Source organism: Deinococcus psychrotolerans (assembly GCF_003860465.1).
In the GTDB taxonomy this organism is placed as follows: Bacteria; Deinococcota; Deinococci; order Deinococcales; family Deinococcaceae; genus Deinococcus; species Deinococcus psychrotolerans.
Map to the genome: position 1 here is coordinate 916,709 of NZ_CP034183.1, position 15,572 is coordinate 932,280.

Consider the following 15,572-nt stretch of genomic DNA (forward strand, 5'->3'; position numbering starts at 1 on the left):
CTAGCTTAAAGAACCGTCCGGCCCTAGTCGGTACGAGGCCATACAATGAGATTGCCACTCCATAGAGCTAAAGATACTATTAGTTGACCATACACAAATGCGGCAGGCCGGAGAATTTTACCGCACCCTGCACCGCCATCACCGAGAAATGTTTGAAGCAGTAAAAAATGCCGACCACCCTAATCTAAGTAAGTTAGACAAGGAATTATTATAAGAAAGAGTGGCACTTCTATTTTATTTCTGTTCATCACCCTCGGTAAGGCAAGTTAAGAAGATTCTCGGATCATCTAAATGGAGTTTGACTGCCGATACTTGGCGCTCACTACCGTAAAGCCCCAGCAAGGTAAGCGGGCGGCGGAAGGTCAGGCGTACATTCGGCGGGTTGTCTATTGCCAAGTTGAAGGCTTCACTGTCTTGAGCGATGAGCAAACTCGCTTCCACCACCTCCGAGCGCGGCACACTCGGCGTCCAGTGTAGGCCGGAGCGCAGGTAGAGCCGCCGCTGGCCGAGAGTCACGGGCCGCAGCGCCAAAGCCCGCCCATAGGCGAGCAGCCACACTGCGCCCATGATGTTCAGATTTGTCCATAGCCAAGCCGCAGTCAAATTCCAGCTCGAGAGCAGCAGATGGGACAGCCAGCCTTCCACCAAATTCAGAAACAGCAACATGCCGAGCATTCCGCCAGTTGTCGCATCTTTACGGGTGCCGAACTGCCGCCCAGCGGCAAAGCGGGGCCGCCGGACGAGGTGGCTCAGCAGTATCACTTCAAACACGACCATCCTGAACAAACGGGGCCGCAAGCTGAGGCGCTCCCACCACAGGTAGGCCCGCTCTAAGTCGTCACGCTCGGCAAAGTCGGCAGGCAACGGCTGACGCCAGCCCATATAAGCTTGCCAACCCGCCAGCCCCAGCCCACCCAGTTCAAGCCACAACAGATGCCGCAGTGCTGGAAACGTCAGGCCGCAAAGGGCCACACCCTGAGCGGCGACCATCAGGAGTTTCTTGGGGCGGCGCGAGGCTTTGGGCGTCAGCCACCACACCAGCGCGGAGGCCGTGACGGTCGCGTCGAACAAGGCCGCGTAAGCCAGCGGAAATGGCGAATCGGGGAGGGGCAATGCCCTGTGCATCACCAGCACCAAGACGATCACACCCACTGGAAAGAGGCGTGACACGCGGGTATGCAGCGGAGCGGTTTGCCAGCGGGCAAGCATTCGTTCAGTTTAGCGCTGGCCGTCCGCTGCAACTCTGCTCCAGCGCTGAGGCTCCAGCATCTGCTTGCCTCCTGGCTTAAGCTAAAGCCCGGCCCCAAGCTACTCTTCTGGAGAATGTCATGACCACCAAAACCCTGCCCGTCGCTCCCGGTCTTCCCCTCCTCGGCAGCCTCATCCCGATGGTGCGCGACACCGAAACCTTTCTGGCCCGCCAGTACCGCCGTCTGGGGCCATGTTACCGGGTGAAGATTTTGGGCCAGTCGCTGATCGTGGTGGGCGGCCCCACTGCCGCCGAGACGATGACCAACAATACCGGCGAGATGGACGCTTGGGACACCTGGGAAGGCATGATCCGCGAATTTGGTGGCAGGCAAGTCCTGACCATGCTGGAGGGGGCCGACCACCTCAAGTACCGGGCAGCGGCCAGAAACGGCTTTGCCAAGAGCAGAGTGCTGGAACAACTGCCACTGATCATGGAGCTGACCCACCAAGCGCTCGACCAGACTCGGGTCAGTGGGCACCTCAAAGTCGTTCCGTTCGCGCAGCGGCTGGTCGCCGACTGCATCGGCACCCTGACGCTGGGACGCCGCCCCGGCCCCCACCTAAACGATTTCATCACCTACTGGCACGCCCAACTGGCGGTGCATATTGTCGGCTCGGCCCGGCCCTCGTCCCTGCGCCGCCCCGCTTATTTGAAGGCCCAGCAGAGCGCCCGCGCCATCGCGCAAGACATTCTCGATCAAGCGGATACGCCGGAGGGTTTGCCCGCTCTGTCATCAACCTACGTCGCCGATCTGCGCGGCCTGATGACCGAGCGCCCCGATTTGCTCAACCGCGACGAACTGCTGTTTATGATGCTGATTCCTTATATGGCCGGTCTGGACACGGTGGTCAGCGTTTTTTCGCTGTGCCTCTATGAACTGTACCGCCGACCCGAGATCTTGGCACGGGTCCAGGCCGAGGCGCATCCACTCGTCGAAGCTGGGCTGCCTGCCGCCCGACTGCGCGAACTGAAGGTGCTGCACGCGGTGGTGCTGGAAGTGATGCGGCTTCATCCCATCGCCAACAATCTGCCGCACACCGCCAAACAGGATTTCGAGATTCAGGGCTTCCCCATCAAGAAAGGCGAGAAACTGCTGATGGCCCTCTTCGCCGCCCAGCGCAACCCGGAACTCTTTGCCGAGCCAGACCGCTTCGACATTGACCGCTTTTTGGAACCGCGCCACGAGCATAAACAAAAAGGAGCCTTCCAGCCTTACGGTGCCGGAGCGCACACCTGTTTGGGCGCGGGCATGGCCGAGGCGCTTCTGGCGACCATGCTGGCAACCACGGTCACGCATGGCCGCTTCGAGCTGTTCCCTAAGGACTTCAAAATGAAGCCGTTTCACTCAGCCAACCTCTCGCCCGACGCCCGCTTGACCCTGAGACGGCTTGAGTAAAAATGAGCTGAAGAGGAAACACTTTCAGTGTCTAACATTATTACGGCCTACTACGAAATTTACAGAACCGATGGGCGACATATCAGACAGAAAGATCGAGGCCGAATTTACCGTGGAATGATTAAAGCTTACGATCAATTTGCGTCTTACTGGGTTCGCATCTATGTCGAATATGACTCAAAGAAGCGCTGCATAAGAATCCAGCACAGCTGTGGAAAGAGCTACGCAGACCGCGAGCTTCTAATCGAGAGCGAATGGTTCAGCTCTCAGTTTTTCCTCTGGTCGCGCTGGGCAGACGAGGGTTCTTTACGTGACAGCCTCCAAATCGAATCCTTTGGCGGCCTGACAAAAGATATTGCCCAAGTGCTGGAGATCAAAGGGGAAAGACTTGGAAGCGCCCAATATAGTTTTGATGGCCTCCTTCTCGGCGGAACTGTTCATCACTTCAACCAGATCGTTCAATCAAGGAATCTACTCGGCACTCGCCATTTCCTTGCTGTAGCTGGAACTTATGAAGGGTTGACAGACCGGAGCATGATCGATATGACAACGGAGTTTAACGGCCCCAGTCTCGGTTACGAATCCAAGTACCGGCCCAGACGTTTTGTTCCGGAATACTTGGACTTGCAGCGGATCAACTGGCATGCCTTGGCAGACGTTTTGCCATCTCAGTTCGCCGACTTCTTCGTGGTGGAGCCGGATCTTGAATTTGTCGCCCTGTGCTGGCAGAAGCGCGTCGTCTACCTCAGCTCACGCCGTGGCTTCTTTGACAAGAATGACTCCTTCCCAGCCACCGGCCTCTCGGCTGCGGGCTGGGCCAACCTGACCAATCCAGCTTATCTGGCCTTCAACGCTTGGCACGCCGAACAAGTGCTGTGGGCTGATCAAACCCTGTAGCAATGGGCCTCCAGCTGGTGAGCTTGCGTCACATGGATGGCCGCTCACTTCCCCGGCTCACCGTACCTCTCCACCCATACGCTTACCCCCCCTGACGGTGTAGAATATGACGTTTACCCAGAAGCGGCCCCTTCACTTCTGCCCTCAACATATATTCATCAACAAGCACGCGGCGACCCGGCAAGGTGCGGGAAGGCCGCTTCAAAAGGAAGGTTCCCGTTTTGCAAAACCTGATTGTGCGCGGCGCAAGAGAACACAACCTCAAAAATGTCACCGTGGAGTTGCCCCGCGATAAGTTCATCGTGATCACCGGCGTGTCGGGCAGCGGCAAGAGCACGCTGGCCTTCGACACCATCTACGCCGAGGGCCAGCGCCGCTACGTCGAGTCGCTCTCGGCCTACGCCCGCCAATTTCTGGGCCTGATGGAAAAGCCGGACGTGGAGAGCATCGAGGGATTGTCACCGGCCATCTCGATTGATCAGAAGACCACCTCACACAACCCGCGCAGCACGGTGGGCACCGTCACCGAGATTCACGATTACCTGAGACTGCTGTATGCCCGCGTCGGCACGCCGTATTGCCCGGTCTGCGGGCGCAAAATTGAGCGCCAGAGTCCCAGCGAGATCACCGATAAGTTGATGCTGGGCTTCACCGATCAGCGGGCCATTTTGCTGGCTCCGCTGGTGCGGGGGCGCAAGGGCGAGTACCGCAAACTGTTTGCCGATGTCCGCCGCGAAGGCTACGCCCGTGTGCGGGTGGACGGGGTGCTGTACGAACTCGACGAGGCCGAGAAACTCAAGCTCGAAAAGTTCGAGAAGCATGACGTGGACGTGGTGATTGACCGCCTGACCGTGCGCGAAGCTGATCGGAGCCGACTGGCCGAAAGCGTGGAACTGGGTCTTCGGCGCGGCGAGGGCCTACTACGTGTGCTGTTTCCCGATTCCGGCGAGGAAGAACTCTATTCCGAGAAGTTCGCCTGCCCCGAACACGGCAGCGTGCTTGAAGAGTTGGAACCGAGGTCATTCAGCTTCAACAACCCCTACGGAGCTTGCCCCGACTGTGCCGGGCTGGGCAGCAAACGCGAGTTCTCGCCGGACTTAGTGATCGACGACAAGCTCAGCATCGCCGAGGGCGCGATTTTGCCGTGGAGCAAGAAAGGCACTGGCGGCGGCGTGTATTACTGGGACAAACTCAAAGCCTTGTCTGAGCATCTCGGCTTTGAACTCAAGACCCCCTGGCGCGACCTTCCCAAATCGGCCCAAGACGCCGTGCTGCAAGGCCCCGGCGAGCCGTTCGAGGTGGTCTACCGGCGCGGCGGCAAGGAAACCATGCGCTTCATGACCGAGTTTGAGGGCGTGCTGGTCAACCTAGATCGCCGCTACTCCGAAACCGAGTCCGAATTCATGCGCGAAAAGCTCGAAGAGATGATGGAGCTGCAACCCTGCCCGACCTGCGGCGGCACCCGTTACAAACCTGAAATTCTGGCAGTGCGTGTCGGCGGCCTCAACATCTCGCAGGCCAGCGGCATGAGCGTGCTGGACGCCGATCAGTTTTTCAAGGAGTTGCAAGCGGGCGAGGTCAACCACGACGTGATCAAGCCTTACCTCGGCCAGCACGACGGCGGCGCAGCCAAAGTTGCCCGTCCCCGCCATTACGAGTACGGCCTCAATACCTTTGGCACGGCGGTGGCCGCCCCCGTCTTGCGGGCCATCCGCACCCGCCTGACCTTTCTGGTGGACGTGGGGCTGGATTACCTGAGCCTCGACAGAACAGCCAACACCTTATCGGGCGGCGAGGCGCAGCGCATCCGGCTGGCCACTCAGGTGGGAAGCGGCCTGACCGGCGTGCTGTACGTGCTCGACGAACCCAGCATCGGTCTGCATCCTAAAGACAACGGGCGGCTGATCGAGACCCTCAAGCGGCTGCGCGACCTTGGGAACACCCTGCTGGTCGTCGAACACGACGAGGACACCATGATGGCCTCCGACTACGTGGTGGACATGGGGCCGGGCGCGGGCGTCCACGGCGGCGAGGTGGTGGCGGTAGGCACGCCAGAAGAAATCAAGGCCAACCCCGATAGCCTCACCGGCAAGTACCTGCGCGGCGAACTCAAAATCGAGGTGCCGACCAAGCGGCGGCGCGGCAACGGCAAGCGCCTGAAGGTGATTGGGGCACGCGAACACAACCTTCAGAACGTGACGCTGGACGTGCCGCTGGGCACCATGACGGTGGTGACGGGGCCGAGCGGTTCGGGCAAAAGCACCCTGATTCACGACATCCTGCACGCCACGCTCGCCCGTGATCTGAATGGAGCCAAAACCACCCCCGGCAAGGCCGACGCCATCACCGGTATCGATTACCTCGATAAAGTTATCGAGATTGATCAGAGTCCGATTGGCCGCACCCCGCGCAGCAATCCGGCCACCTACACTGGCGTCTTCACCGAAGTCCGCGACCTGTTTACCCGCACCCCGGAAGCCCGCAGGCGCGGCTACCTAGCCGGAAGATTTTCATTCAACGTCAAGGGTGGGCGCTGCGAACACTGCAAGGGCGACGGCGTCATGAAGATCGAGATGAACTTTTTGCCGGACATTTACGTGCCGTGCGAGGTCTGCAAGGGCGCAAGGTACAACCGCGAAACACTGGAAGTCAAGTACAACGGCAAGACCATCGCCGACGTGCTGAACATGACCGTGGAGGACGCCTACAGCTTCTTCGAGCCGATTCCCAACATCGAGCGCAAGATGCAGCTGTTGTGCGACGTGGGACTGGGCTATATGAAGATCGGCCAGCCCAGCACCACCTTATCGGGCGGCGAGGCGCAGCGCATCAAGCTGGCGTCCGAACTCAGCAAGCGGGCCACTGGCAAGACCATTTACATTCTCGACGAACCCACCACCGGCCTGCACTTCGAGGACGTCCGCAAGCTGATGGAAGTGCTGGAGCGCCTCGTGGAAGGCGGCAACACCCTCATCGTGATCGAGCATAATCTGGACGTGATGAAGTGTGCCGATTGGATCGTAGACCTGGGGCCGGAAGGCGGCGTGCGCGGCGGTCAGATTGTCGCCACGGGTACGCCGGAGCAGGTCGCCGCGCACCCGACAAGCTACACGGGCGAGTTTTTGCGGAGGGTGCCGGGCATTATTCCGAGCAAGTTGACAAGTCCAGCAGCCAACACCAAAGCCGAACCGATGGTGGACGTGGTGCCCGAACCGCTCAGCGAAAGCGAGTGCCCCGACCTCGATCCAGCGGGCTTCGTGGACGCGGGCGAGTTGGAGGCGGAGGCGTTGGGTGCCGTCAAGAAAAAACCTTCCAAAGCCAAGCCCAAGGCCACTTCCAAAAAGGGCAAGAAAGCGGCCAGCAGTCTGGCCGACGAGTTGGCCGAGGGTGAAGCGCTGACCGACCCACTCGATGACGATCTCCTTGACGATGAAGACGCTGAACTGCTCGTCTCGGCCCGCAGGAGAACAGCGTGAGCGCGGCGGCGCGGCCCCGGCGCATTGTCAGCCCCCTGACCCGCCACCGGCAATTCGTGGCAGTGATGTGGGTGTTAGGGCTGGTCAGCCTCGGCGCACTGGCTTATGTGATGACCTTGCCGCTCGACTGGCAAACCAAGCTGGTGGCGTGGATCGTGCTGACCCTGATTGCCGACGAAGCGGGCAATTGGTTTGGCTACAGCGCCATTGTGCTGGGTATTTTACCGCTGGGGGCCATTTCGCTGGCCTTCTGGCCGTTTTTGCCGGTGGCCAGCGTGCCGGAGCAGTGGTGGACGATCTTCCCGCTGATCGCCACTGCGCTACTGGCCTGCCTGGTCATCAAACACGCCGGGGGGCCGTTCCTGCTGCCGTTCGCAGCGGCGCTGTTTGCCCTGCCGATTCTGGCCGCCGCCAAGCTCGCGCCCTCGGTCGACGCCACCATCAAGTTCCCCGCCAATCCCGAATTTCAGAAACTGGCGTTTATCGCCGCAGGCATCGGCCTTACCGTCAGCTTGGTGCGGCAAGTGGTGGCCGCTCTGCTGCGGCGCAGGGCGGAGCGGTTGACCGGGTAAAGGGTGTAAAGGAAAGGCCCAGTCACGCGTCACGGCTGGGCTTTTTCGTTTTGCTTTCCACTTGCCCTACACTGCATTCTGAATGCGCCTGCGCCCAGTTCTCCTCAGTACCCAAAGCCTGACCCAGTTTCTGCTGCTGCCTCTTCTGGGGCCGCTGCTGCTGCTGCTGGCCGTCACGGGGGCGGTGATTTGGGGCATTGACCGCAACGCGCTGCAAATCCAGCAGCTCAACGCCGCGCAGGTGCGGCTCAACCTGATCAACTTGCTGGCCCGCGACATCATCGATATGGAAACCGGCATTCGCGGCTACGTCATCGTGGGCGACACGCAGTATCTGGAGCCTTACCGCCGGGGCAGCGCCAGCGTGAAAATCCGCTTGAAGCAACTCCAAACCCTCAGCGTCAGCGATCAGCAGCGGCTCAACCTCAGCCGCGTCGGCACTTTGGTGGAGCGCTGGACTACGCGGGTGGCCGAGCCGGAAATCTTGGTGCGGCCCAATTCAGCGGCGCAGGCGGCGGCACTGATCGGGAAAGCAGACGGCAAGGAGCTGATTGATACGGTGCGGGACGTGCTGGCCGTGCTGGAGCATAACGAGATGCTGAGGCGCGAAGCGGCGGCCAGCAGCAGTTTGATGACCCTGCGCCTGACCCGCAGCGTTACCATCATCGGTCTGCTCAGCGCCCTGCTGCTGGTTTTCTTTGCGGCCCAGCGCTCGGCACGCACCCTGACGCGGGGTCTGCAAACGCTCAACACCGGGGCCGAGCGCATCGCTCAGGGCCACTACGGCGAAATGCTGCTGGACGTGCCAGTGCGGGAAGTGCAGGCGCTGCGCAGTCAGTTTTACCGGATGGCCGACGCCGTGGAGCAGCGCGAGGAAGGCCTCAAGGCGGCCCAAAGCGTGCTGGAGCGCACCAACCGCGACCTTGAGCGCAGCAACCGTGAGCTGGAGCAGTTCGCCTACGTCGCCAGCCACGACCTGCAAGAGCCGCTGCGAACCATCGGCAGCTATACCGAGCTGCTGGCCAAACGCTACAGCGGCCAACTCGATCAGCGGGCCGACCAGTACATTGCTTTTACCCTCAGCGCCACCCACCGCCTCAAAGGGCTGATTCAGGATTTGCTGCTGTATTCGAGGGTACGCCAGCACGCCAAGGCCGCCGAGCTGTTTGGAGTTCAGCCGCTGGTCGCCAGCATCGTCAAGGATTTTCAGCACCTGATCGAGCGCACCGACGCCAGCATCGAAGTCGGCACTTTGCCGCAGGCCTGGGGCAATCCCGAACTGCTGCGCCACGTCTTTCAGAACTTGATCGGCAACGCCCTCAAATTTCACGATCCGGCGCGGCCTCCGCGTGTACACGTTTCTGCCGAAGCGCTGCCGGAAGCCTGGAAGTTTTCGGTGGCCGACAACGGTATCGGCATCGATCCAGCTTACTTCGAGCGGATCTTCGGGGTGTTTCAGCGGCTGCACGGCATCGGGGTGTTCGAGGGCAGCGGCATCGGGCTGGCGGTGGTCAAAAATGTGGTGGAGCGGCACGGCGGGCAACTCAGCATCGAAAGTAGTGTGGGGCAGGGCAGCACTTTTTCGTTTACATTACCGTATCAGCAGAATGCTCCGGCGGCTGTGAGCCCACTCCTGACCGAATCCAAGCCGCTTGTACCAACGCTCGGCCCGTCTCCCACACCTTTTTCCCCGAAGGACATTCATGAGAACCATTGAAATTTTACTGGTCGAAGACAATCCCGCCGATGTAATGCTGACTGAAGAAGCGTTTGAAGAAGCCCGCATCGCCAACCGGTTGCACGTGGCCCGCGACGGCGTGGAAGCGCTGGAATTTTTGCGCCAGCAGGGCAATTACCAAACCGCCCCGATGCCGGATGTGATTTTGCTGGACGTGAACATGCCGCGCATGAACGGCCTTGAGCTGCTGGCGGTGCTGAAGGCCGACCCCGAGTTGCGCCGCATTCCCACCATCATGCTGACCACCTCGCGGGCCGAGGCCGACGTGTGGCGCAGTTACGATCTGCACGTCAACGCTTACATTCCCAAGCCGGTCAGCGTGGGCGAATTTTTTGAAGTGGTCAGGACATTTGAAACCTTCTGGCTGGCGATCGTGGCGCTGCCGCCGCACAACTCACCTTAAAGCGGATGGGGGGCAGCGTACTCGGCAGCCCTGTAAAGTCAGCTATGCCCAATCCTTTTCTCAGCGCCGATGGAGCCGCCCGCTACGCCGCCGGACGGCCTGACGTTCAACCTCTGGTGTTGGAACGGGTCAAGCCCTTTTTGACAGGAACGGCGCTCGGCGTGGACGTGGCCTGCGGCAGCGGACAGTGCAGCGTGGCGCTGGCCGACTTGGTGATTGAGGTGCGGGCTTACGACATCTCGCCGGAGATGCTTTCACGCGCCCGCCCGCATCCCCGTGTGACTTACGCCCTCTCCCCCGCTGAAGCGCTGCCGCTGCCAGATCACTGCGCCGACGCGATGACGGTCTTCATGGCTTTCCACTGGTTTGAGCGAGGCGCTTTCTTGCATGAGGCGCGGCGGGTGCTCAAGCCAGACGGGGTGCTGGCGATCTGCAACAGTTGGTTTGCAGGCGAGTTGGTGGGCAAAGCAGAATTCGCGGGTGTGTGGCAGACGTATTTGGAGCGGTATCCCAGCGCCGAGCGTGACCGCCGCCCCTTTGATGAAGCTGAGGCAAGACAGGCAGGGTTTTCGCTGCACAGTGAGCGTTTTACCCACCTTGTGGAACTAAACCGGGAACAATTGATCGCCTATTTTCTGACCCAGAGCAACACCATCGCCGCCACCGATGCGGAGCGCGAAACTCCGGAGCAAGTGCAGGTGTGGCTCAATGAAAAACTCGCCCCTCTGATGCCTGAAGGCGAGGTGGGCGAGTTCGTCTTTGGAGCTGAGATCAGAGTCCTGACGCGGCTGGGTTGACTCGGCCCGAACCGATTTATCCCGGCGCGGGCATCCTGACTTGGGGCCGCACCACCAATACCACGCCCAGCAGCACCACCAGCACTCCGCCGCTCAGGATGTAGGGCGCGTGGTGGCTGACACTCTGATACAGCCCCGTGCCGATCAGCGGCCCCGTCATGCGGCCCAGTGCCAGCGCCGAGGAGTTGAGGCCCGCGATCTGGCCCTGCTGATTTTCATTCACGCTCAGCGAGAGCGCCGCCGAGAGGCTGGGCCCGAGAATGGCGCTGCCGATGCCGATCAGAGCCAGCGAACCGGCCATCGTCCAAAACGCGCCCGCCGCGCTGAGGGCAAACATACCCGCGCCCATCACCACTAGGCCCGCCGGAATCAGCATGGTCGGCGAGAGTTTTTTGCTGAGGGGCCGAATCGCGCCGCCCTGCACCGCCGCCGAGATCAGGCCGAAGAGGGCCAGCATTCCGCCGACGACCTGAGGCGTTTGGGCCACCGTCAACTTCAGATTGTCCTGTACATAAAAGCTGATGGTCTGCTCCATGCCCACCGAGGCCAGCGTAAACAGAGCGCTGATCACCAAAAACACCACGACGGGGCCCTGCGCCAACGCCCAGCGGTTGCCGGAAGCGGGCGCGGCAGTATTGGGGACGCGGGTTTCGCGCAGGGTCAAGCGGGCCAGCACAGCGGTGACGAGGCCGAGTCCGGCGCTGAAATACACCGGCACGGTCAAACCGAAGTTGGCCAGCAAACCGCCGAGGCCGGGGCCAAAGATGACGCCCAGACCAAACGCGGCCCCGATCAAGCCCATCGCGGCGGCGCGGTTGCCTCTGTCGGTCAAATCGGCCATCATCGCCTGCGCGGTGGGCAGGGTAGCGCTCGACAAGATGCCGCCGAGAAAGCGGGCACCGACCAGCAGCACGAACAAAAGTGTACCGGTGATGACGCCGCGCAGACCCAGATCGGCGACGAGGGCAAACAGCCCGAAGCTCAGCGAGAAGCCGATCAGGCCCATCACCAGTACAGGTTTACGGCCTATCCGCTCGGAGCGGGCACCCCAGATTGGGCTGAAGACAAACTGCATCAAGCTGTAGGCGGTGGAAAACCAGCCGGTTTGCGATTCGCTCAGACCCAGTTGCCGTGAAAGCGGCCCGAAAATCGGAAACAGAACCGACAGGCCCAACATTGCCACAAAGATCGTCAGGAACAAAATCAGTTTGGCGCGGCCCACACTGAAAGCGGGGGCGTCCGGCGCACCTTGAGAAGCGGTCATAGACTTGAGTTTACTCCTTTTTGCTGACCGAACGGTAGGTCAAATGGCGATTGAGAGGGAGCGGTGGGTGGTCAGGAAGCGGGGTGAGAAGAAGCGCATCAAGGCGCTGTCTGAACACGGCTTCGGTGTTCCAGCCGCGTGAAACCCCGCCTTGAAAACGCTCGGCGTTGCTCTGCTGGGGAAGTTGAATACCCCGAACCTCGGCGGCGTAATCTTTGGCGTTGTCCTGCGGTTGGTGGCTCAGCACGTCCCAGCCGTCCAGCTTCAGCCAGCTTTGGGTGTTGGCACTGATGCCCTCCACTGTCAAAGAGTGGGTATCCGGCGCAGCGAGAGCCAAGTGGCAAGGTGCTGGGCTTCGAGCGGCTGCGGCAACAAAGAGCAGATGCGAACTGCGACAAACTCCAAAACGCCACACGCCGAACGCCCGCTCGGTGCGCGGCGCAAATCCGCTCGTCAGTGTGCTCGTCAGGAATACCCCTCAGATGAATCACGGCGTCCATCCTGTCCATCACTCGGCTGAGGTCGGCAGGATTGGTCAAGTCAGTGGGCATCCCTTCTTTGCCACACTGTGCTTCCTCGCTGCACTGTGCCGCCTCCATCTCAGCCCTATCGGTCAGGCGCAGCACCTCGTCAGGGCCGCGCAGCCCCAGCCGAAGTATGGTGCCACTTTGGCCCGCCACACTTGTCAGCAGCACGCGGCGGGGCGCTTGAGTCTCGGCTCTCCCCTGAGTCATCTTGCCCAGCTTAATCCTTTCGGGACGGACGTTCGTCCACCGAGGGCGGGCGTTTTCGACTTCAACTCGACTTGAACAGACTGTTTCAAAAATGTGCGTTTTTTAACGTCATGATGTAAGCGGCCTCGGCAGGCCCGTGAAACAATCAAACGGACTTAAGGCCTCTCCAGTTGGCTCTGGGTCTCGGCCTCCAAGTCGCCACTCCCTGATTTTCTCTACCACGCTCTTTTGGAGGCAGCCGCACCACTGCTGTCTTCCGGCTTAAGCCCCCCGCTTTCCCTTTGGAGGAAAAATGGATCTCCTTGAATTTTTACGCAGCCACCTCGGCGCTTCGACTGCCCGGCAACTCGCCGCCCACGCGGGCCTTACCCCGGAGCAAGCGGGGAACGCCCTGAACGCCCTCTGGCCGCTGCAACTCGACGCCCTGAGTACCCACGCGCAGCTTTCGGCGGGCGGACAGCAACTGCTCGATTTGGCCACCAGCGTGCCCGGCGGGGCCATCGATACATTGCTGGAGCGCCCCGGCAGCTTGGATGACCTCGAAAAAGTAGGTGTTTCGGCCGCTCCCGTTTTGCTGGGCAGCAACGCCGACACCATCAACAGGCAAGTCGCCAGCAACTTGAATGTACCCAGCGGCGCGGTGACGCGTCTGAGTCACCTCAGCTTGCCGCTGCTGCTCAAGCTGCTGCTCGAGCATGCCCGCAGCAATTCGCTGGGCGCGGCGGGCTTGGGAGCGCTGCTGCTGTCGCTGCGGCCTCAGCTCGGCGCACTCCTTCCAGTGGGCCTCGCCACGCTGATCGGTGGCTTCAGCGCGGTGAAGCCCACTCAAGCAGCCCAGCCCATTGCGGCCCCCAATGAGGAAAGGCGGCGCGGTGCGGGTTGGTTGTGGGCAATTCCACTGGCCGCCTTGTTGCTGGTGGGTGGCTACTTCTTGGCCAATCAGAACCGCAAAGCGAGCATGGAGACGGGCGCATCTACAAGCACCGACATGGCAGCGACCAACGCCTTTAACGTGATTGAGCCGCAGGCCGATACTGCCGTGCCCGCCGCCAGCTTTAGCATGCGCGGCGTGGGCAAAGCCGGTCAAACGGTGAGCATCAAAGAAGCGGGCAGCGAAATCAGCACCGCTTCGGTGGGCCAAGACGGCAACTGGAGCGCCGAGATCGCTGCGCCCACCAGCGGTGAACACACCTACGAAGTCAGCAGCGGAAGCGACACCGCTCAACTCCGGATCACGGCGGGCGCGGGCAACGGGTCGGCGGCGGAGAGCAGCGCTGCAGCCACTTCAGCAACCACCGATCAACCGCAAACGGGAACAGCCCAAACGGACACGGCGGCCAGTGCCAGCACCGATCCTAATGCCGCCACCGACACAGCGACTTCAACCACCCCGCCCGCCAATGATGCGGCGGCCACACCACCCACCATCAATGCGCCGAGCGGCAAGGTGGCGGGCGCGTTTGATCTGACCGGCAGTGGCGTGGCGGGCCAAACCGTCACGGTTCTCGAGGACGGCGCAAACATCGGCGCAGCCACGGTGGGCAGTGACGGCACTTGGACACTGAACGTGCCTTCACCCGCAGCGGGCGAGCACAAGTACCAGGTGAGCAGCGAAGGCGGTCAGGCCACCACGGACGTCACCGTCGGCGCGGCCACGGGCGACGCTGCAGCCTGCACTCAGGCGTTCACTCTGTCTCTTACCGACGGTCAGAGTGTCTCCTCGCCGTTCCGGTTTGGCGGGCAAGGCTCCGGCGCGGGCTACACGGTGGCCGTCAAACGCGGCGAGCGGGTGGTGGGCACCAAAGCCTTGCCCGTCAGCGGTTCGTGCGGCTGGAGTTACAGCAGCAACCCCGGCAAAGGCGAAATCACTTACGTGGTGCGCTCCGGTAAAGACTTGACCAGCACTCCGATCAGCACCATCACCTTGAACGTGCAGTAACGTCGAAGAAGTTCAAAGGCGGGGGAGGAGCAATTTAACGCTCCTCCCCCACCTTTCTTATCTCCCACTGATTGAGCGGCTCTGCGCTTTACGGCAGCTTGACTTCAAAGACCAGCGGCCAGCGCTTGCCGGTCAGAAGCAAAGTGCCTTTTGCAGCGTTGTGGGCAATACCGTTGGGCACGTCGTCAAAGCCAAGCTCTCGGCCACTTTTCGCAGCGGCGGCCTGCGCTTCACGCGCCAGATTGCTGACATCGATCCAAGCGGTGACTTTGCCGCTCAGCGGGTCGATGCGGGCAATTTTGTTGCTGAGCCAGATATTGGCATAGACAAAGCCGTCCAGATATTCCAGTTCATTGAGCTTGTCGATGCCTGCTCCCGCCGCTGTGACTCTGAGCTTTTTGGTCACGGCAAAGCTCAGCGGGTCGCGCCAGTAGAGGGTATCCGAGCCGTCACTCATGATCAGCGATTTGCCGTCGTTGGTCAGTCCCCAGCCCTCGCCCCGATAGCGCAACTGGCCGAGGCTTCTGAGGTTCTGCGCGTCGTAGAGGTACACCAAGCCGTCTTGCCAAGTCAGTTGATACGCCACTTCACCCATCACCGTCAGCCCTTCGGAGAAGACTTTGCTGCTCGGCGGCACTCGGCTTTGCAACACCTCGCCGCTCTGCAAGTTGGTGCGGCGAATGCTGCTCTGACCCACCAAACCGGTGCTCTCGAAAAGGGTACTTCCCACCAGCTCAAAGCCTTCGGTAAACGCATCGGGATCGTGTGGGAAACGGGAAATAACCTTGGGAATCAACATGGGAATACCGGAACTGGTGACGGGGCCGGAAGGAGCAGGGTTGGGAACAGCAGACTTGGGGGCAGTTGGAGCGGGTGCAGGTTGAGATAGCGAGACTTTGATCAGCGGGCTGCTGGGCTGGCTGCGAACCGGCGTGGCCGCTTGGGCGGGCAGACAAAGCAGCACGCCCAAAGCCACGCTGGAAAGCGTCAAAGGAGGGCGAGGTTTGTGCAAAAGCTTGAGCAGCGGGCGGCGCGTCATGCGTTTAGCATACGGGTACGCCGAACAATAAACGTCCGCCTTTTGGCTCATTCCCTTTGAGAATA

13 protein-coding genes are annotated in these 15,572 nt (G+C 61.0%); 9 read left to right on the top strand and 4 right to left on the bottom strand.

Annotated features, from left to right (window positions below; genetic code table 11):
- Positions 1-234 precede the first annotated feature (234 nt).
- Positions 235-1,209, bottom strand: a complete 975-nt coding sequence (locus tag EHF33_RS04510; protein WP_164473405.1) for a hypothetical protein — start codon at positions 1,207-1,209, stop codon at positions 235-237.
- A 119-nt stretch (positions 1,210-1,328) separates the two neighbouring features.
- On the opposite strand from EHF33_RS04510, the gene EHF33_RS04515 reads away from it, so the two are divergent.
- From EHF33_RS04515 to EHF33_RS04545, 7 genes are all read left to right on the top strand, one after another.
- Positions 1,329-2,648 (top strand): cytochrome P450, encoded by a 1,320-nt coding sequence (locus EHF33_RS04515; protein WP_124868263.1) that lies wholly within the window; start codon positions 1,329-1,331, stop codon positions 2,646-2,648.
- 27 nt (positions 2,649-2,675) lie between these two features.
- Positions 2,676-3,545 (top strand): hypothetical protein, encoded by an 870-nt coding sequence (locus EHF33_RS04520; protein ID WP_124868265.1) that lies wholly within the window; start codon positions 2,676-2,678, stop codon positions 3,543-3,545.
- Between the two features lie 221 nt (positions 3,546-3,766).
- Positions 3,767-7,021, top strand: a complete 3,255-nt coding sequence (gene uvrA, locus EHF33_RS04525; protein WP_241191259.1) for an excinuclease ABC subunit UvrA — start codon at positions 3,767-3,769, stop codon at positions 7,019-7,021.
- Positions 7,018-7,593 (top strand): hypothetical protein, encoded by a 576-nt coding sequence (locus tag EHF33_RS04530; RefSeq protein ID WP_124868267.1) that lies wholly within the window; start codon positions 7,018-7,020, stop codon positions 7,591-7,593. Before uvrA ends, EHF33_RS04530 begins: the two co-directional genes overlap by 4 nt.
- 82 nt (positions 7,594-7,675) lie before the next feature.
- Positions 7,676-9,310, top strand: coding sequence for a sensor histidine kinase (locus EHF33_RS04535; protein WP_124868269.1), 1,635 nt, complete (start codon positions 7,676-7,678; stop codon positions 9,308-9,310).
- Positions 9,297-9,734, top strand: coding sequence for a response regulator (locus tag EHF33_RS04540; RefSeq protein ID WP_124868271.1), 438 nt, complete (start codon positions 9,297-9,299; stop codon positions 9,732-9,734). The genes EHF33_RS04535 and EHF33_RS04540 overlap by 14 nt, the downstream gene beginning before the upstream one ends.
- Before the next feature lie 44 nt (positions 9,735-9,778).
- Positions 9,779-10,531, top strand: a complete 753-nt coding sequence (locus tag EHF33_RS04545) for a class I SAM-dependent methyltransferase (protein ID WP_164473406.1) — start codon at positions 9,779-9,781, stop codon at positions 10,529-10,531.
- A gap of 16 nt (positions 10,532-10,547) precedes the next feature.
- Here EHF33_RS04545 and EHF33_RS04550 read toward each other — a convergent pair whose 3' ends face one another.
- The gene (locus EHF33_RS04550) at positions 10,548-11,795 is read right to left on the bottom strand and encodes an MFS transporter (protein ID WP_124868275.1); all 1,248 of its coding nucleotides are present in this window, start codon (positions 11,793-11,795) and stop codon (positions 10,548-10,550) included.
- A 10-nt stretch (positions 11,796-11,805) separates the two neighbouring features.
- Positions 11,806-12,132, bottom strand: a complete 327-nt coding sequence (locus EHF33_RS04555) for a hypothetical protein (protein ID WP_124868277.1) — start codon at positions 12,130-12,132, stop codon at positions 11,806-11,808.
- A 145-nt stretch (positions 12,133-12,277) separates the two neighbouring features.
- Here EHF33_RS04555 and EHF33_RS04560 point away from each other — a divergent pair, with 145 nt between their 5' ends.
- Complete coding sequence (locus EHF33_RS04560; protein ID WP_124868279.1) at positions 12,278-12,604, top strand: hypothetical protein; 327 nt, start codon at positions 12,278-12,280, stop codon at positions 12,602-12,604.
- 217 nt (positions 12,605-12,821) lie between these two features.
- Entirely contained in the window at positions 12,822-14,468 is a 1,647-nt protein-coding gene (locus EHF33_RS04565; RefSeq protein ID WP_124868281.1) for a DUF937 domain-containing protein, read from the top strand.
- An 88-nt stretch (positions 14,469-14,556) separates the two neighbouring features.
- On the opposite strand, the gene EHF33_RS04570 is transcribed toward EHF33_RS04565, so the two are convergent.
- Entirely contained in the window at positions 14,557-15,507 is a 951-nt protein-coding gene (locus EHF33_RS04570) for a glutaminyl-peptide cyclotransferase (protein ID WP_124868283.1), read from the bottom strand.
- Between the last annotated feature and the right edge of the window lie 65 nt (positions 15,508-15,572).